The organism is Vreelandella sp. 162(4c), from assembly GCF_058152265.1.
In genome coordinates, this window is record NZ_CM176981.1 from 2980624 (window position 1) to 2996191 (window position 15568).

Genomic DNA, 15568 nt, shown 5'->3' on the forward strand with positions numbered 1-15568 from the left:
ATTTATTTCCAGGGTGAGGATTCCCAAACACGCTCGGCCAGTTCAAGCTGCTCTGCGTTAAGTGCTTGAAAATCATCCCCTGTCGTCAGACTGATAGGATTCCCAGATTTGAGCATAGCCTCTTGGAATTTTGGATCCTCGTACGTCTTCTCGAAGGCACTAATCAGGCTGGCCTCGACCTCTTCCGGCAGGCCGGAGGGGGCAATAAACCCACGCAGCGAACCGTTGACAAGATCGTAGCCTTGCTCGGTAAAGGTCGGCACACCTTCCAGTAGTTCAGAACGTTCGTTGGTGGCAATGCCCAGCACATTTAGCTCGTCACGGAAGTTGACCACCTCCGATAAGTTGATGATCCCCATTGCGACATGACCGCCCATGAGAGCACTACGCGCCGGCGCGGAGCCTGAGAAGGGAACGATGGTATATTCAGCGTCGGTCTCCTCGGAGAGCCGAATAAGGAAGAAGTGATCATCGCCGCCGAGGCTTGACATGCTGACGGTGATGGCACCATCACGTTCCTGGGCTGCAGCGACCAGTTTTTCCATGCTGTCGATGTCGCTGCTCTTAGGTGTGACGATCACGTTGGGATCGTCTACCACGTTGGCCAGGTAGGTGAAGCTATCGGCGTCGTAGTCGGCGTCGCGGTCAAGGGTGCGGGCCATCATACCGGGCAGGTTGTAGGTGCCGATAGTGTAACCATCGGGATCGGCCTGGGCCGTGGCGGTGACGCCGATCTGGCCGCTGGCACCGGGCATATTCTTCACTACGACGGTAGCGTCGTCGCCAAGATACTGCTCAAGGAAAGGCGCAACGGTGCGGGCCATGACGTCGGTTCCACCACCTGCAGCATAGCCGACGATCAGGTCTATCTTTTTCTCTGGATAGTCGGCGAGGGCCTGAGTCGAGGTAATGCTAGCGAGGCAGAGAGTGGCGGCGATGGTTGAAAACTTTGTGATCATGTTGTTGTACTCCCGTTTACATTCACGGATGGTCTAAAAGGCAAAGCCTGTCTAGTGCAGTGAACAGTACAGAATTACTTGATAAAAGCGAATAATGTTTAACTTTGTGGTAAGTTTTTCTGTATCTATGGAGAGGATAGGCGATAAAGCCCATGTCATCGGGGTTGGCCGCTAATACCATGACGAACGGCCAGTAAAGGCTTACGACTATGGTCGGGGGGAGTGGGAGTAATTCAGTGTGACTATGTATTGAGTGAGGCTGGTGCGCCGGGGGGATGAAATAGAGATAAACCGGCGCGGGACAGCAGTGCCTCGCGTCGGTCTGTTAAATAAGATTACTTCCAGGGCGTCTCTTCCCAGGTGCGCCGCGCCAACTCATCCTGGGCCTCGGCCAGGGCTCGATAGTCTTCCCCATAGATGACGCTCAGCGGGTTGCCCTGCTGTGCCATGTCGGAGCTAAAGTTGATGTCCTCGGCCACATCCTCAAGGGCGCCCAGCAGAGCAGAGCGGATGTCAACCGGTAGGTTGGCCGGTGCCGCCAAGCCGCGGAACGAGCCCATTTCGATATCGAAGCCGAGCTCCTTCGCCGTCGGCACGTTGGTGGCTTGTTCCAGGCGCTCGTCAGCCAGCACGGCCAGTACGCGTAGCTCATCTTCAAAGCCCACCGTCTGGCTATATGCCATGGTGCCCATGGCCACGTGCCCGCCCATCAGTGCGCTGCGCGCCTGGGCTGCGCCATTAAACGGTACGTAGTTTAGTTCAATGTCGGCCGCCTCGGCGAACTGGATAGCGGAGAAATGGTCGTTGCCGCCTAGCGAGGACAGGCCCACCGGCATCTTGCCTTGGACGTCCCTGGCGTACGCGATCAGGTCTTCCACCGAGGCGATGTCAGAGTCTTTCGGCACCACTAGGGTATTAGGGTCGGAGACGAAGTTGGCCAGCCAGGTGAAGCTGTCCACGTCGTAGTCAGCCTCGCGGTCATAGGTCAGCGCCAGGGCAGCTGGCAGATTCATGGTGCCAATCGTGTAGCCGTCTGGACTGGCCGAGGCTAGCGCCGAAAATCCGATCTGGCCGCCCGCGCCAGGCATGTTCTTAACCACCACCGTGGCGCCGTCGCCCAACTGCTCCTCCAGATACTTGGCGACTGTGCGGGCCATGACGTCCGTGCCGCCCCCGGCGGAGTAGCCGACCACCAAGTTGATCGGTTTGTCGGGATAGTCGGCTTGAGCGAGGCTGGTGCCGACCAGGAGGGAAGTCGACGCGACAGCGGCGAGGGACAAGCTTAAAAAACGTTGTTTCATGTTGGCGTACTCCGATCTTGTTGTTGAACTTGCGGGCATGGCTCATTAACGGCGCGGTTAGTTAGGTCATGAACCGGCGGGTAGCCGGTAGACCCGTGTAGCCGTGTCGTGAAACACGGCGTTGCGTTCCTCCTGGCTCCAGGAGGCGGTGAGTCGGTGATAGGCATTCCACAGCACGCCGTAGGAGATACTGCCCTTATCGACAGGAAAGTTGCTCTCCAACATGCAGCGCGATGGTGTAAAGCGCTCAATGCAGGCGTCCACGTCGGGGGCGATGGCATCGGCAAGGTGCTGTGAGTTCGGTGGCGTCTTTCCTGTGTTGAAGCTGAAGCCCATGATCGGCATGCCAAAGCCGCCGATCTTGAGCATCACATTGGGGAGTTCGGCCAGTCGCGCCAAACCGTCGCGCCAGGCCTGGCGATGGATCGAGTTATGGTCACTATGAGGACTGGGATAGGATCCGACGCCCAGAGGCCCTCCAGCATGGTCGAGAACGATGGTCAGCTCGGGCAGGCGGCGGGCCAAGGTTGCTACCTCGTCGAGCTGGGTTTGGTAGGCCCATATATCCAACGACAGGCCGAGGCGGGACAGCTGCCGTGCTGCCTCGACGAAGGGCTTGCTGACCATCAGCCCCTCCGGTGCTGGCACGGGGTTGGAACGAACGGTGGGGTCGGGATGCGCCGCGACGGGCATGCGCACACCGCGAAAGCGCCCGCCGCCAGCCTCCATCAGCGCCTCGAGCACCGGCGCGACGCTGGCCCCCATCAGTAGGTCGGCATAGCCAACGATGGCCGTTGCCACGTCGGTGGGCCCGTAGTGGCCGCTACGCGACTGAGCGGAGAGGCCGCGAACGAACTCGATCTCACCGACGGATCGATAGGCCTCGGGGCCGCTCGCGCGATACATCGTCCGGCACTGGATGTAGATCGAGGCAGTCACCCAATGGCCACTGTCGCCGATGTCGTCGGTGAACTCCTCAAGCAGATAGCGAAAGCCTCGGCGATCCCAAAGGTGGTGATGGGCATCGACGATCTTCTGATCCGGAGCCAGCGAGGGCTCCCGAACCTGGGTGAGCCAGTCCGGCCGCGGCGGCGGGTTCGGTGAGTCTACGACGGGGCGTCGGCGCCAGGGTCGCTCGTTGGCGGCATCGTCACTGTCTTGGTGATTCCGCTGGGTCGTGGAACAGGAGGCAAGGAAGCTGTCGTAGGGCTGCGGCTTCGTCGTCAGCATCACATACCCCAGCCGGAAGCCATGGGAAAGCCGCCGACGGGCAGCTCAGCGCGCAGAATAGTGCCGGTGTCAGACTCGGTGATGAAGAGTGTACGGCCTTCCGGCCCGCCGAAGGCGCAGTTGGTGGTGCCGAGCCCACGAGGGGATCTCACCACGGCGATTGGCACACCGAGCGCATCGTGTACCCAAACCAGTCCCATGCCGGTCTGACAGACCACCACGCCACCATCCTTGGTAAGCGCCAGACCGTCCGGGCCCGCACGGCCGCCGGAAAACTGCAGGAATAGCCCCGCTTTTACCACGCGTCCGCTGTCCGAGATCGGCAGACGCCAGACAGCATTGGCACGGGTTACCGCCACATAGAGTGCATGGCCAGCCTTATCGAGCACCAGCCCGTTGGGGCTCGGCACTTTGTCGATAAGGCAGTCCAGCCGACCGCTGTCCGGGTGCCAGCGGTAGACACGGCCAGAGGGATCCTGCAAGCCGGTTTGGCCCTGGTCGGTGAAGTACAGCGAGCCGTCGGGGCCGAAGTGCAGGTCGTTGCAGCCCTTGAAGCCCTCGGTGTCAGCATCGCCCAGCGCGGTGATCACTTCGCCGGTGTTCGGATTCAACTGCATGATGCCGTTACGAAAATCGGCAATGTAGATGTGCCCGCCCGTATTGATCTTCAGGCCATTGGGTTGGCCTTCGTACTCGGTGATCTGCTCGACGGCGCCGTTAGGTGAGGCGCGAAAGACCCGACCGAAGGGAATATCAACGAACCACAGGTTGCCCTCAAGATCGAAGGATGGGCCCTCAATGAAGCTGTCGACCACCGCCCCGCGCCGGTTGCGATCCGCCCAGTAAGAGCGTTGGCCGGATCTTCTCAGTGACGTCGGCAGTGTGGTGAAAACCTCGGCCTCAATCAGTATCGGGTCGGGGTGGGGGAATGCCATGTTCAACCTCCAAAGGTCGTGGTTGGGAGCCACAGGGCGATATCGGGGAACCAGATCAGCAGAACCAGGAAGGCCAGGATGATCAGGAAGAAGGGCAGCACACCCATGACGACGTCTTCGACTTTAACGGTGGGGTCCGAACTGGCGACCACGAACAGGATAATGCCCAGTGGCGGCGTCAGTTGGCCGAGCTCGACCAGGATGACCACGAACACGCCAAACCACACTGGGTCGATATTCATCGCCATCAGCACTGGAAAGATGACCGGTACAATGATCGCGATCATGCCTAGACCTTCCATAAAGCAGCCGAGGATGGCGAAGGTGACCAGCAAGATCATTAGAAAAACGAACGGCGACATGTCCGCCTCGGACACCCAGCTAACCAGATCCTCGCCGACGCCGGATAGCGCGGTGGCGTAGGCGAAAATCATCGAAATGAAGACGATAAACAGAACATTGCCGCTCATCACCAGGGTACGTGAGATGGCTTTGCGCAATATGCTCAAGCTGAGCCTGCGGTAGGCGGCAGCGATCACTACTGCCCCAACTACGCCAACAGCACCGGCCTCGGTAGGCGTAGCGATGCCCGAATAGATACTGCCCAGTACGAAGCTGATCAATATCATGAATGGCACGACATCCAGCGCCGCCTTCAGGTAATCGGAAAGCCGCAACTGGGTGGTGTCGCGTGGCACCAGCGAGGGGTTGAGTAGCGAGCGCGCGGCAATAAACAGGCTATAGCAGCCAGCCAGCAGGATACCGGGCACCAGCCCGGCCGCGAACAGCTTGGCGATGGAGGTTTCGGTGAAGGTGGCGTAGATGATCATGGTGATCGAGGGTGGAATCAATATGCCCAGGGTGCCACCGGCGGCCAGTGAGCCTGCGATGATACGCTTCTGGTAGCCCCGTGCGGATAGGGCTGGCAGGGCTACAGTCGACATGGCTGCGGCTGTGGGAGCGCTGCCGCCAGCGACGGCGGCGAAGATGCCGCTGCCTATGATGTTGGTATGTAGCAGTCCGCCCGGCAGGCGGCGCATGAAGGGTGCGATGCCGTTATAGAGACGGCCACTCAGGCCGCTGCCGAGCAGGATTTCCGCCATCAAGATGAACAGCGGAATGGCGGCTAGAGTGAAGCTGTTGGATGCCCCCCAGCTAACCATTCCAAGGGCATTCCAGCCAGCAAATCCCTTCATCAGCCAAAGATACCCAAGGGCCGCGGCTCCTACAGCGAAATGCACCCAAAGACCGCCTAGGATCAGTAGCAGCAAGACGGAAAAGGCAATGATTGCATCCATCAGCGCTGTCCTCCGATGCCTAGTTGCAGCAAGGCACGTTCTAACAGGAATAGGGTCATCACGGACAGGCCCACAGGCAGCAGCATCTGCGGGATCCAAAGCGGTGTCATCAGGGCGGTGGGCGCCACGTTGCCGCGTGCGAACGAACTCATGACGAGCAGGAAGGAGTGCCAGGCGAGCACACCGCAGATGCCCATGGCTAGCGCGACGTACACCAGACCAAGCACCTGTCTGACCCGAGGCGGCAAGGTTTCGTATATAAAACCGACCTGAAACAATGCATTGTTCCTGATTGCTAGGCTAGCGCCGAACAGAGTGGTGGCGATAACCAAGTAGCCGGAGAGCTCCTCCACTACATGTAGGGAACTGTTGAAAAGCAACCGTGATCCGATCTCGGCGACGACCAATACCGTTAGCGTTATTAGCCCAGCGCTAGCGAGAATGCGCACAATAGCGGAGAGTACGTCAAAGATGGGGCCGGCGGAGGCCGGCCCTTTTCTTGTTTCATGTTGGGAGGCAGACATGTTGAGATCCTCTGAAAGATCAATTACTTGCCGAGCGCTGTGAGCACATCCTGCAGTGCCTGTTCATGCTCAGGACCGGCTTCGCTGGCCCATTCCTGCCAGAAGGGGGCGAGGGCTTCCTGGGCCTTGACGATCTCTGCGTCACTTGCTTCAACAATGGTCATGCCAGCGTCCCCCTGAGATTCCTTTTGGGCCTGCTCGTCTAGAAGGAAGGCCTCGGTGATGTTAGAAGCCTCCTCTCTGATGATGGTGGCGAAGGTTTCGCGATCGGCTTCGTTCAGGGACTCGTAGGCGTTGGTATTGGCGATAATGGCGCTATAGGCGTAGTTCACCGGTAATCGGTAGTTGTAGTCGAGGAACTCGTGCCAGTTTTTTGCACCGCCCGCACTGGCTGTTAGCACACCATCAATTACGCCGCGCTCCAGGGCAGTTGGAACCTCGGAGCCGGATAGGGTGATCGGTGAGCCCCCGAAGGCCTCGACGAAGGCACCCTGCTCGGGCGAGGTCACGCGGATCTTATGACTTTCGAGATCGTCGAGGGAGTCGATCTCGAACGAGGTGAAAATGACTTGTTGAGGGTAGCGATAAGCGCCCAGAAAGGTAACATCCTGCTCGGCGAAGCCTTGCGTGAGATAGGGAGACATGGCCGCGTAGGCTTTATCCCACTCCTCATCGTTCTGGATCAGCATTGGCAGATTGAGGATACGCGCTATGGGCACATTGCCGGAAAAAAAGAGATCAGCCGAGAAATCGATAAAGCCATTACCGACCGCCTGGGTAATATCGCTGGAGGCAATCTGCAGTGTCTTTCCCAAATGCAGCGTGATCGACAGGTCTTCGGTTTCAGCTTCAGTACGGTCTATGATGCGCTGCATTCCCTTTACTGCCGCGGTAGTGGAAACCGACGAATAGGTGTAGCCGGTCCAATCAGCGGCTTGAGCAGCACCTGTCGTGGCTATACCCATGATGAGTAGGCTAGTTACCAAAGAGGGCTTGAAGGCTTTCATATCGATACCTCATTAATCGTTGTTATGTCTCTACCGTTCGAGGAACTGGCGGTACAGCGCATGTTGTTAGATGTTGATCTATGATCGAAAAGACGCGAACCACGGGCATCTAAGCCATTGGTAAGCGTGTTTCTAGCAGAAGTGGAACATGAAAAGAGTTTCTGTATAAAGCGCGTTTTTCTTGAAGAAGTATGAAGAATTTCTTTATTAAAAATTCGTGTTTTTATAGACTTGTATATGCCGCTTTAGTGGTAGTTTATTGGCATGGCGTAGCAAAAAGATGCAAACGTACCTGAGACGATATCAACCTATACGACTGTATCGGGGGGGAGACAATCTTGGAACGGGAAGCGCGCCGAATCGAACTCCGCCAATCTGTATCAAAAGAGGAAAATGATGAGGTTTTACAGATTATCTAGTAACCCATAATAGTAACGTATCTATGAACGTTATTGATTTGAAGTCTTCTGCAGATTCAAGGGCTATGAGTCACTCAGCTTTTTTCGATCCTTGTTTAGAGCCACTAGCAGCACAAGCAACATTGCTACTATTGGTAGGCTGCTCAAGCCGAAGATGACGCGGTTGGATGTATTCTCGGCGATTAGTCCGGCTACCATAGCCCCCATCGCTGGTAGGCCTCGAAAGATCATTGTATAGAGTGACAGCACTTTTCCTCTCACCGACTCTGGCACCTGTGTCTGCAGAACAACTTGCGTACACACACCATTGGCCAGGATGGCTCCTGACAAACAGGCGAGGGTTAATAATCCTGCCCATAACACATGGCTAATCAGAAATAATCCGCATGCCAATATTGCCGATAGTCCGAAGCCTATGGCCAGTGAGAGAGGAGAGCCTTTTGTTAGTAAGAAGGAGGTCATCAACCCACCGCCTATCGCACCGAGCCCTTGAGCTGATGCCATCAAAGAGAAGGCCTTTGCTCTTGCTGCTTCTCCAATAACGACCTGACCGGCAAAAGCCGGTAATAATTCGAAAATAGGCCTATAACATAGCGCTAGAAGGGCGAAGAACAGCAGCAAGAGCTTGTGATGTCCAGTCAGTGCATGTATTACCGCTGACCATGTTGAGTGGCTGAGTTTGCCTTCCGTCGACCCTTCCAGTCCCTCAGACCCTCGCCTTTGGTTAGTATTTTCTGATTGGGAAAGCCGCGCTAGTATCAGTGCAAAGAGCAAATAGCTAATTGTGTTAAATAAGAAGACCGACCAAAGTGCTTCCAGCGTTAGCGCCATGCCGGCGGCGGCTGGACCTAACATCCGCGCAAGGTTAAACACCATGGAGTTGATCGTTATCGCTCCAGGCACATCTTCTTTAGGGACGATGCTACCGACAACGACCATACGCGTTGGATGATCGAATCCGTTCAGGATGCCAGTTAATCCAGCCACGATTAGCAACATTGTCGGGCTGACAAGCTCGGCCATTATGGCAATCAGCATAATGCAAGGCGGCGCTATTGAGAGAAGCTGCAGCCACAGGGCTAGGCGAATTTTGTCTTGTCTATCGACCAATGTGCCTGCAAAGGGAGCCACGACCATTGATGGCAGCAGGTCCGCCATTGCCATTAGCCCTAGCATGAAGCTCGACTGTGTCATCTCCCAGGCGAGCCATAGCAGCACCACACGTTGCGCCCAGGTGCCAACAGCCGAAGCCGCGTTACCCGCCAAGTACGCGCGAAGCCGAGCGTTTGCCAGCGGGGCGGCGGCTTTGGGCAGGTGCAAACTCAGCCTCGCAGGAGGCTGCAGCCCGTCATTTCCAAAGCCTTATCGACCCAGGTGCGGTCGTTCTCGCCAGTATGTATGGCGACCATTTGCTTCTCTTCGGAGGCCTGTTTCGCTTGGGCGGCTTTTAGCACTGTCTCGGCATCAGCGTAGGGAACGGCCAGCACGCCATCGGCGTCACCCAGAATTAGGTCGCCCGGCTCGATAACCATCCCGCCAAGGTTGATCGGAGTATTGATCTCACCTGGCCCGTTTTTGTATGGGCCGCGATGCGTGACGCCCACGGCGAAGGTCGGCAGGTTGGTATCGCGAAAGCCGTCCAGGTCGCGCAGCGCACCGTTGAGCACGAAACCCGCAACGCCTTTCTTGACCGCGTAAGCCAGCATTAACTCACCCATCAGGGCATTGGTGGTGTCCCCTCCGGCATCGCAGACGATGACGTCACCGGGCTGGGCCATGTCGATGGCCTTGTGCAGCATCAGGTTATCACCGGGGCGCGTACGAACAGTAAGGGCGACCCCGGCTAAATTGCCAGCGCGATGCATCGGGCGAAGGTCTGGGCCACCGGCGAAGACGCGGGACATGCTATCGCTGACCACCGCTACGGGCAGTACTGCGAACGCCTTAACGAGGTCGTCGTCGACACGGCGCTGGCGCTGAAGAACTCTATTTCCGACTGTCATGGCATTACTCCGTCATGTGACTCAACATTAAAGATGGTGCGTTCAGGCTAGGGTGTTGACCAAGCGGGCTTTCGGTAGGGTTTCTCCAGCGAGGAAGTCCACGATACCGCTTACCGCCAGTTCGCCGACGCGCTTGCCAGCTTCTTTGGTGACGCCTGCGATATGGGGCGTGAGAATGACTCGCTCAGACGCGGCCAGAGCGTTCACGTCCAATGGCGGCTCCTGTTCGAAAGTGTCTAGTCCTGCGCCTGCGATATGCCCACTCTCTAGGGCGGCAAGCAGGGCCGCCTCGTCGATCAGACCACCCCGAGAAGTATTGATGACGTAGCTGTCGGCCGGCATCAGGGCGAGCATCGCGGCGTTAAGCATGTGCGTATTGCTTTCGGTAAGGGGGCAGTGCAGGCTGACGATGTCCGATTGGCGGAGCAGGTCCTCGATGCGTTCGGCGCGGCGTGCGCCCATAGCTTCGATGGCGTCCACCGAGGCATAGGGGTCGTAGACGAGCACGTCGAGATCCATGCCTTTCACCAGCTTCGCTACGGCGGCAGCGATGGCGCCGCCACCCACTAGACCTAAACGCATGCCGGATAATTCTCGACCGAGGAATCCCGCCTTTTCCCAGCGTCCTGCCCGCATGCCTGCATCCAGTGGCAGCAAACGTTTGATCGTCGAGAACATTAGAGCAACCGTGTGTTCCGCAACAGAAACTGCATTGCCACCTGCCGCCCGGATGACTTGGATACCATGTTGGGTTGCTGCATCGATGTCGATATTGTCGACGCCTGCGCCATGCTTGGAGATAACGCGCAGCGATTTCCCTGCTGCGACAGCACCGGCACCAAATTGCCCCATTCGAGACACGACCCCAACCGGGTCGTACTGTTTGAGGAAGTCAGCGAGTACCTCCTCAGATGGATAGGGGGGTGTGTGAACAAGGGTATAGCCAGCGTCTTCGGCCATTTGCTTTGCAGTGGGGGCAAGGTCGGGGCCTGTTATTAGAATCAAAGGTTGTAGTGCCAAATCAGATCCTCCCTGTTGTAACGAGGGCAGCCGGACACTGATCGGCGTAGCATCACAGGCGACTGCTTTCGAATTGATTTTTAGAATACAGGAAGATTTTTTATACAAAAGCGAATAAAATTTGCCTTTATGTTAAGCATTTCTTCATTTAAGGAGGGTTTATGGACACTCGCCAACTACGAACATTCGTAGCGATCGCTGAGCATGGCACATTCGCGCGGGCGGCCTTGATTGTAAATTTGACCCCTTCCGCTGTTAGCCAACAGGTCCATTCGCTTGAGCAGGAACTGGATACCAAGCTGTTCAATCGTGACTCCCGCCCTCCTAGCCTCAACCTCCAGGGGCTGAAAATGCTTGAAACGGCTAAACAGATTCTGGCCTTGGTGGATGAAACGCGTGGCGTTCTGTCCGGGAAGCAGATAACGGGTACGCTCAATATTGGCTCGGTGCGCACCAGTACTATCGGCCTACTGCCACGTGCCATCGTGGCACTGCGACAGGAGTTCCCCGAGCTGAACGTAAACCTACGAGTGGGCATGTCTTCGACGCTGATCAGTGATGTCAACGCCGACCGGCTGGATGTGGCGGTGGTCGCCGAGCACTCCGGCGTGTCGCGCGATCTCTTGTGGTCGCCGTTCATACGCGAGCCGTTAGTGGTGATAGCGCCGCCCGGAACACCGCCGATGCCGGTTCAGCAGTTGCTGGAAACGTTGCCCTTCGTGCGCTTTGGCAGTAACGTGCCGCTGGGCGCAATGATCAACAACGAGCTGGCCCGGCTAGGCATAGCGGTGCAGGACATCGCTGAGATCGACACCGTGCCAGCCATCGTGGAGTGCGTGGCCGCGGGCCTTGGTGCCAGCATCGTGCCAAATGTCGCGGTGCGCGAGAACGGTCGCGACATGCTGACATTGCCGTTCGGTGAGCCCCAAGTCTTCAGACAAATTGGCATGATCCATCGCGCCAGTTCGGCCAAGGCCGAGCTACTGACAGCGTTACACAATAAGCTGGCGGAAGTTGCGGGAGAGTTTGGTGTTTATCGAGAATAGCCGTCATTACGGAAGTCGTAGATACAATATCGCACTTGCCCGAGCCGTCCCCGCTACGCTGATGAAACGTCAACAGGCCCTAGTAATGCGCGATCACCTGGGCCGCATTCGCCTTTAGGGTTACTGGCCACTTACCTGGCGCAAGCACTTTGATATTAACGCTTATGCCCATCAACCAGCTCCAGCTCTCTTTGTTGATATCCAGCCCTTTGGGGAGCATGTCTGTGCGATAACCAAAGCTGTCCACATTGTGGCTAACAGGGAGCATGGATTGGCGGCCTGCTGCTTGCCTATGGAGCCGCGGGACTGATCAGTAATTTCGGCATTGCTCCAATCATGTCACTCGGTTACCGACCCACACTTTTCGCGACAATGGTGCTGCTGATCGGCAGTCTCGCCGCGCTGAGTTTCGCAGGTACGAACCATGCGCTTGCTATCGCTCTGCTTCTGGTCTGGGGGCGGCCTACACGGCCTTGCCGGTGCTGATGCAGACGTGGGTGTTTAAGGCTGCCGCACACCTTAACGGTCCCGAAGCGCCATCTTCGCTCTACGTTTCCGCCTATAACGGCGCGATTGCAGCAGGCGCATTGGTCGGAGGAGTTATCGTTGACCATTTTGATCCCTGGTCGGTCATGTCTATTTCGGCGCTCATCGGTGTTCCCACGCTGCTGATCGCTTTGAAGCATGCTCCGAAATGAGCCCTGTCCCGAGAGCAGGACGCTTAAACGGGTATGGCTCGAATATAGGGATTCAACGGTTTTACCGATACTTTGAGTAGGAGAGTGATACACCCCACAACTTTGTGGAATGCATTGGCAACTTCCTAGTAGTATTCCCAGCATTTGGCACTGGGGAGTTGCAACTAGCGTGGATAGAGTCTTAGTGGGACACTCTCACTACCGGATAACGATTAGGAGGCTGGTTACCTTTGGCTCCAGCGTCCCCACTTTTAAGAGGGGCCTGCGATTTCTCGCAGGCCCTTTTTGGGGTGTGGCCAACTGGCGCGCCCCATACCCAGTGATCAAAATTGAGCTTTCCTTTTCTCAATGGCTATATTAAAGCTATAATGCGTAAGATATATGTTTAAGGGTTACCTTAAATTTTAAAAATATAGGAATTTAGACTATGGCGTCGGTACTGAGTAACTATCTCAAAAAAGAACAGATGTTAAAGCAGCTGCAGGAAGAGCTGCAAGCGCTGGAAAACAACAGTGAGCTAAAAGCAGAGCTTGAATTCAAAGAAAGACTACAAGCACTTATGACTGAGCACGGAAAATTAGCGCGCGACGTATGTGAAATGCTTGACCCATCTTACCGCTCTAAACCAGCAAAAGCTGGAAAGGTAAGCACCAGCAGCACAGATGGGCGTAAAAAACGTCCCTTGAAGGTATACAAGAACCCACACACTGGTGAGGTAGTAGAAACCCGTGGCGGGAATCACAAAGTTATCCAGGAGTGGAAGGCTGAATTTGGTAATGAAGAAGTGGTCAGTTGGGTTGTGAAAGAAATCGCGCAATAAGACTAATTTTTATTAGTGGTGACAACGCCAGCTTGGCAAAGTTACCCTTTAAAACGCTCACTGAGCCCGCTCAGTGAGCGAAAAATTATTTAAGCGATGTGCTACGAGTAAGTCCATCAGCCATCCGTTAATTTCGCGACAGGTCTTCCCTGAGGATAGGTACTTCTACTCTACTAAGGCCGCCCAATCTCCACGCCTCGACTGAGTTGCTACCCTCTGGCACGTTGAACGACCCCCAAATCACTCGAAACGTGGTTGCGTACACAGACCCGTCTCCCATGACGATGTTTGCATCAATGTGAAATCGACGCTTTTGCTCTTGCATTAATGCATCATCAAAATCAGATGTCGTTTCAATATCTGCTATACCGTTATCTCTGCATGCTGTATGGAAGGCAGAGAATTTTTCCTCATAATAGAGATCGGGTTCAATTTTCCGCTGGTGCATTGAAAGATGTCTTTCTTTATCACCCTCGCAGATCGCTTGAACAGCGGCTTCGACCATACCGGTTGCTGTCTCGCTGTACACTTCATCCGCCCAAGCAGAAGACGATAGCAGCAGAGAAAGAGCCGTGGCGGTCGAACGAGAGATTAAATAGCTGTTTTTTAACATTCCCATTTCCCTTTATTTTTTAGCTCCGCTCAACTAGAAGCCGAGCATAAGCGTAGGGCGACTGATGACCACATAGGCTATAGAGGTTTTCCTCTGCTGCCCGATAGAGTGCTCTAAAGCAATTCATGTCATGTGGGTGCAGGCCTATGGGCACCTACCCCAGCAAGCAACCACAATACCCCAGTTCCGTGCCGTGATTCGGACGGCGCCTTCTAATATTAGTGGTAGTGAGCGGGCTCGCAAATTTAACTTTACTAATGCAGTGATTCTCCTCGGTGGTACTGGGGGATGTAGATGCTAAGCCTCACACGGGTTGTAATCTGATAGCTACCCTATCGCAGTAGTATAAAGCCGTAATGGCTGTTCGTAGGTTCTTGTGCTTTGATCAGGTCTGATCAATAGATTTTGTATTTGACCGTACCGCTGAAGTACGAGGGATAAAGAACTTAACCGTTGTCGACGACGATACCCCTGAAGCATGGCCATCGTGCCCGAGCATGCTATGGGCTGTCATTAACGCAGATTCTGGATCAACTGGCTGTGTAGCGTGGGCCATCTAGCACCATTCGTACAGATGATGGAAAGGAATTCTGTGGGCGCGCTATGTTGACGTGGGCTCATCAGCGTGACGTTGCACTGTTTTTAATTGAGTCTGGAAAAATCAATCATAACGCCCACATCGCATCGTTCAACGGGCGGTTTCGAGATGAATGTCTGAACGAGCGTTGGTTCACCAGCCCTCATCACGCCAAGGTCGTCATCGATACTAATTGCTGCTAAGACGCTTCCAGAAAGTATCAGCAGTTGCATCATGATTACCTAGCCATCTCACCAAAATTATCTCTAAATGATTCGAGGGCATATCGGGGTATAGTCTAACCAACCGGCCTTCCTCGACTAGAGGAGCTATCATGTTATGTGGCATACAGGCGATGCCCATCCCTAACGAAACCATAGGCTTGAGCGCTTCTGATACAGTAGCTTCGAAGGTTCTTTTTAGGCGATTTGGTTCAGGATGCCGAGCTACTTGAGGTCGCGATAATTCATGTAATTGAGCCGATCTGGCATAAGTGAGCCAAGGAATAGTGCCATGAGACTGTTGGCACAATTTGGCCATCTCCGGTGTGCCTACCCAATAAAGCTCTTCTGTTCCTAGCGAGAGCACTTCAAAGTCATCGCGCTGAAAATACCGCTCCGATTCAGTGTCACGGTAGAACAGAATAAAGTCGCTGCGCCCAGACACAAGTGACATGTAATAATTCTCGGTACTTTTATGCCCTGTATCGATCCGTGTAAATAATGGTTCGTCTAGAGTGGAGTACTGAGATATCCATTGTGGAAAGAAGTTGCAGGCAAGCGTATGCAACGATGCAAAGGTCAAAGGGTGGTCAAGTACTCTTACACTCTGTTCGCATTCTTGAGAAAGCCGTACTAACTCAGACGCAGTAGGCGTGAGCGCTTTACCAGATGGGGTCAGGCGAATAGGTGTGACACGTCGATCAAAAAGCTGTGTGGCTAGGTGATTTTCCAGCAACTGAATTCTGCGACTTAAAGTAGATTGTGAACATTGCCTTAAGCTTGCAGCAGCTGTGAACTTGCCCGTTTCCGCAAGTGCTAGAAAATCTTGGTACCAAGTAATGTCCATGTCGTCTCCAGATAGACCTTAGGGATAGCAGTCTCTGTTTGTAAGCCATA

Annotated in this window: 16 protein-coding genes and 1 pseudogene; 4 read left to right on the plus strand and 13 right to left on the minus strand. The window is 55.1% G+C overall.

Features of this window, described 5'->3' with window-relative positions:
- Positions 1-2: 2 nt before the first annotated feature.
- From AC4EYZ_RS13795 to AC4EYZ_RS13840, 10 genes are all read right to left on the minus strand, one after another.
- Positions 3-959: a Bug family tripartite tricarboxylate transporter substrate binding protein gene (locus tag AC4EYZ_RS13795; RefSeq protein ID WP_009286103.1), complete on the minus strand. Its 957-nt coding sequence runs from the start codon at positions 957-959 to the stop codon at positions 3-5.
- Positions 960-1294: 335 nt separating this feature from the next.
- Complete coding sequence (locus AC4EYZ_RS13800) at positions 1295-2116, minus strand: tripartite tricarboxylate transporter substrate binding protein (RefSeq protein ID WP_223828071.1); 822 nt, start codon at positions 2114-2116, stop codon at positions 1295-1297.
- Positions 2117-2326: 210 nt separating this feature from the next.
- Positions 2327-3490, minus strand: a complete 1164-nt coding sequence (locus AC4EYZ_RS13805; RefSeq protein WP_141440437.1) for an amidohydrolase family protein — start codon at positions 3488-3490, stop codon at positions 2327-2329.
- Entirely contained in the window at positions 3490-4425 is a 936-nt protein-coding gene (locus tag AC4EYZ_RS13810; RefSeq protein ID WP_190374379.1) for an SMP-30/gluconolactonase/LRE family protein, read from the minus strand. The genes AC4EYZ_RS13805 and AC4EYZ_RS13810 overlap by 1 nt, the downstream gene beginning before the upstream one ends.
- A gap of 2 nt (positions 4426-4427) precedes the next feature.
- Positions 4428-5723, minus strand: a complete 1296-nt coding sequence (locus AC4EYZ_RS13815; RefSeq protein ID WP_190374380.1) for a TRAP transporter large permease — start codon at positions 5721-5723, stop codon at positions 4428-4430.
- A complete protein-coding gene (locus AC4EYZ_RS13820) occupies positions 5723-6247 on the minus strand; it encodes a TRAP transporter small permease (RefSeq protein ID WP_039857514.1) in 525 nt (174 codons plus the stop codon). Before AC4EYZ_RS13820 ends, AC4EYZ_RS13815 begins: the two co-directional genes overlap by 1 nt.
- Positions 6248-6270: 23 nt before the next feature.
- The gene (gene dctP, locus AC4EYZ_RS13825) at positions 6271-7254 is read right to left on the minus strand and encodes a TRAP transporter substrate-binding protein DctP (protein ID WP_200890205.1); all 984 of its coding nucleotides are present in this window, start codon (positions 7252-7254) and stop codon (positions 6271-6273) included.
- Between the two features lie 482 nt (positions 7255-7736).
- Positions 7737-8993 (minus strand): MFS transporter, encoded by a 1257-nt coding sequence (locus tag AC4EYZ_RS13830; protein ID WP_474191726.1) that lies wholly within the window; start codon positions 8991-8993, stop codon positions 7737-7739.
- A gap of 2 nt (positions 8994-8995) precedes the next feature.
- Positions 8996-9676 carry an RraA family protein gene (locus AC4EYZ_RS13835; protein WP_138800734.1) on the minus strand — a complete coding sequence of 227 codons (681 nt, stop codon included), beginning with the start codon at positions 9674-9676 and terminating at the stop codon, positions 8996-8998.
- A 42-nt stretch (positions 9677-9718) separates the two neighbouring features.
- Complete coding sequence (locus AC4EYZ_RS13840) at positions 9719-10696, minus strand: hydroxyacid dehydrogenase (RefSeq protein WP_223828072.1); 978 nt, start codon at positions 10694-10696, stop codon at positions 9719-9721.
- Between the two features lie 161 nt (positions 10697-10857).
- On the opposite strand from AC4EYZ_RS13840, the gene AC4EYZ_RS13845 reads away from it, so the two are divergent.
- Positions 10858-11742: a LysR family transcriptional regulator gene (locus AC4EYZ_RS13845; protein ID WP_041157235.1), complete on the plus strand. Its 885-nt coding sequence runs from the start codon at positions 10858-10860 to the stop codon at positions 11740-11742.
- Positions 11743-11821: 79 nt separating this feature from the next.
- Here the strand turns inward: AC4EYZ_RS13845 and AC4EYZ_RS13850 are convergent, their stop codons facing one another.
- Positions 11822-12010: a hypothetical protein gene (locus AC4EYZ_RS13850; protein WP_039857510.1), complete on the minus strand. Its 189-nt coding sequence runs from the start codon at positions 12008-12010 to the stop codon at positions 11822-11824.
- A 211-nt stretch (positions 12011-12221) separates the two neighbouring features.
- Here AC4EYZ_RS13850 and AC4EYZ_RS13855 point away from each other — a divergent pair, with 211 nt between their 5' ends.
- Together AC4EYZ_RS13855 and AC4EYZ_RS13860 are read left to right on the plus strand one after the other, a co-directional pair.
- Positions 12222-12440: a hypothetical protein gene (locus AC4EYZ_RS13855; protein WP_490203829.1), complete on the plus strand. Its 219-nt coding sequence runs from the start codon at positions 12222-12224 to the stop codon at positions 12438-12440.
- A 427-nt stretch (positions 12441-12867) separates the two neighbouring features.
- Positions 12868-13260: a histone-like nucleoid-structuring protein, MvaT/MvaU family gene (locus AC4EYZ_RS13860; RefSeq protein ID WP_027958395.1), complete on the plus strand. Its 393-nt coding sequence runs from the start codon at positions 12868-12870 to the stop codon at positions 13258-13260.
- A 127-nt stretch (positions 13261-13387) separates the two neighbouring features.
- Here the strand turns inward: AC4EYZ_RS13860 and AC4EYZ_RS13865 are convergent, their stop codons facing one another.
- Positions 13388-13873 carry a hypothetical protein gene (locus AC4EYZ_RS13865; RefSeq protein ID WP_342584209.1) on the minus strand — a complete coding sequence of 162 codons (486 nt, stop codon included), beginning with the start codon at positions 13871-13873 and terminating at the stop codon, positions 13388-13390.
- A gap of 395 nt (positions 13874-14268) precedes the next feature.
- On the opposite strand from AC4EYZ_RS13865, the pseudogene AC4EYZ_RS13870 reads away from it, so the two are divergent.
- A pseudogene (locus AC4EYZ_RS13870) lies at positions 14269-14641 on the plus strand (integrase core domain-containing protein); the annotation flags it as partial.
- Here AC4EYZ_RS13870 and AC4EYZ_RS13875 read toward each other — a convergent pair.
- On the minus strand, positions 14640-15518 hold the full coding sequence (locus AC4EYZ_RS13875; RefSeq protein WP_081742569.1) for a LysR family transcriptional regulator: 879 nt from the start codon (positions 15516-15518) through the stop codon (positions 14640-14642). The pseudogene AC4EYZ_RS13870 and the gene AC4EYZ_RS13875 sit on opposite strands and share 2 nt — an antisense overlap.
- Between the last annotated feature and the right edge of the window lie 50 nt (positions 15519-15568).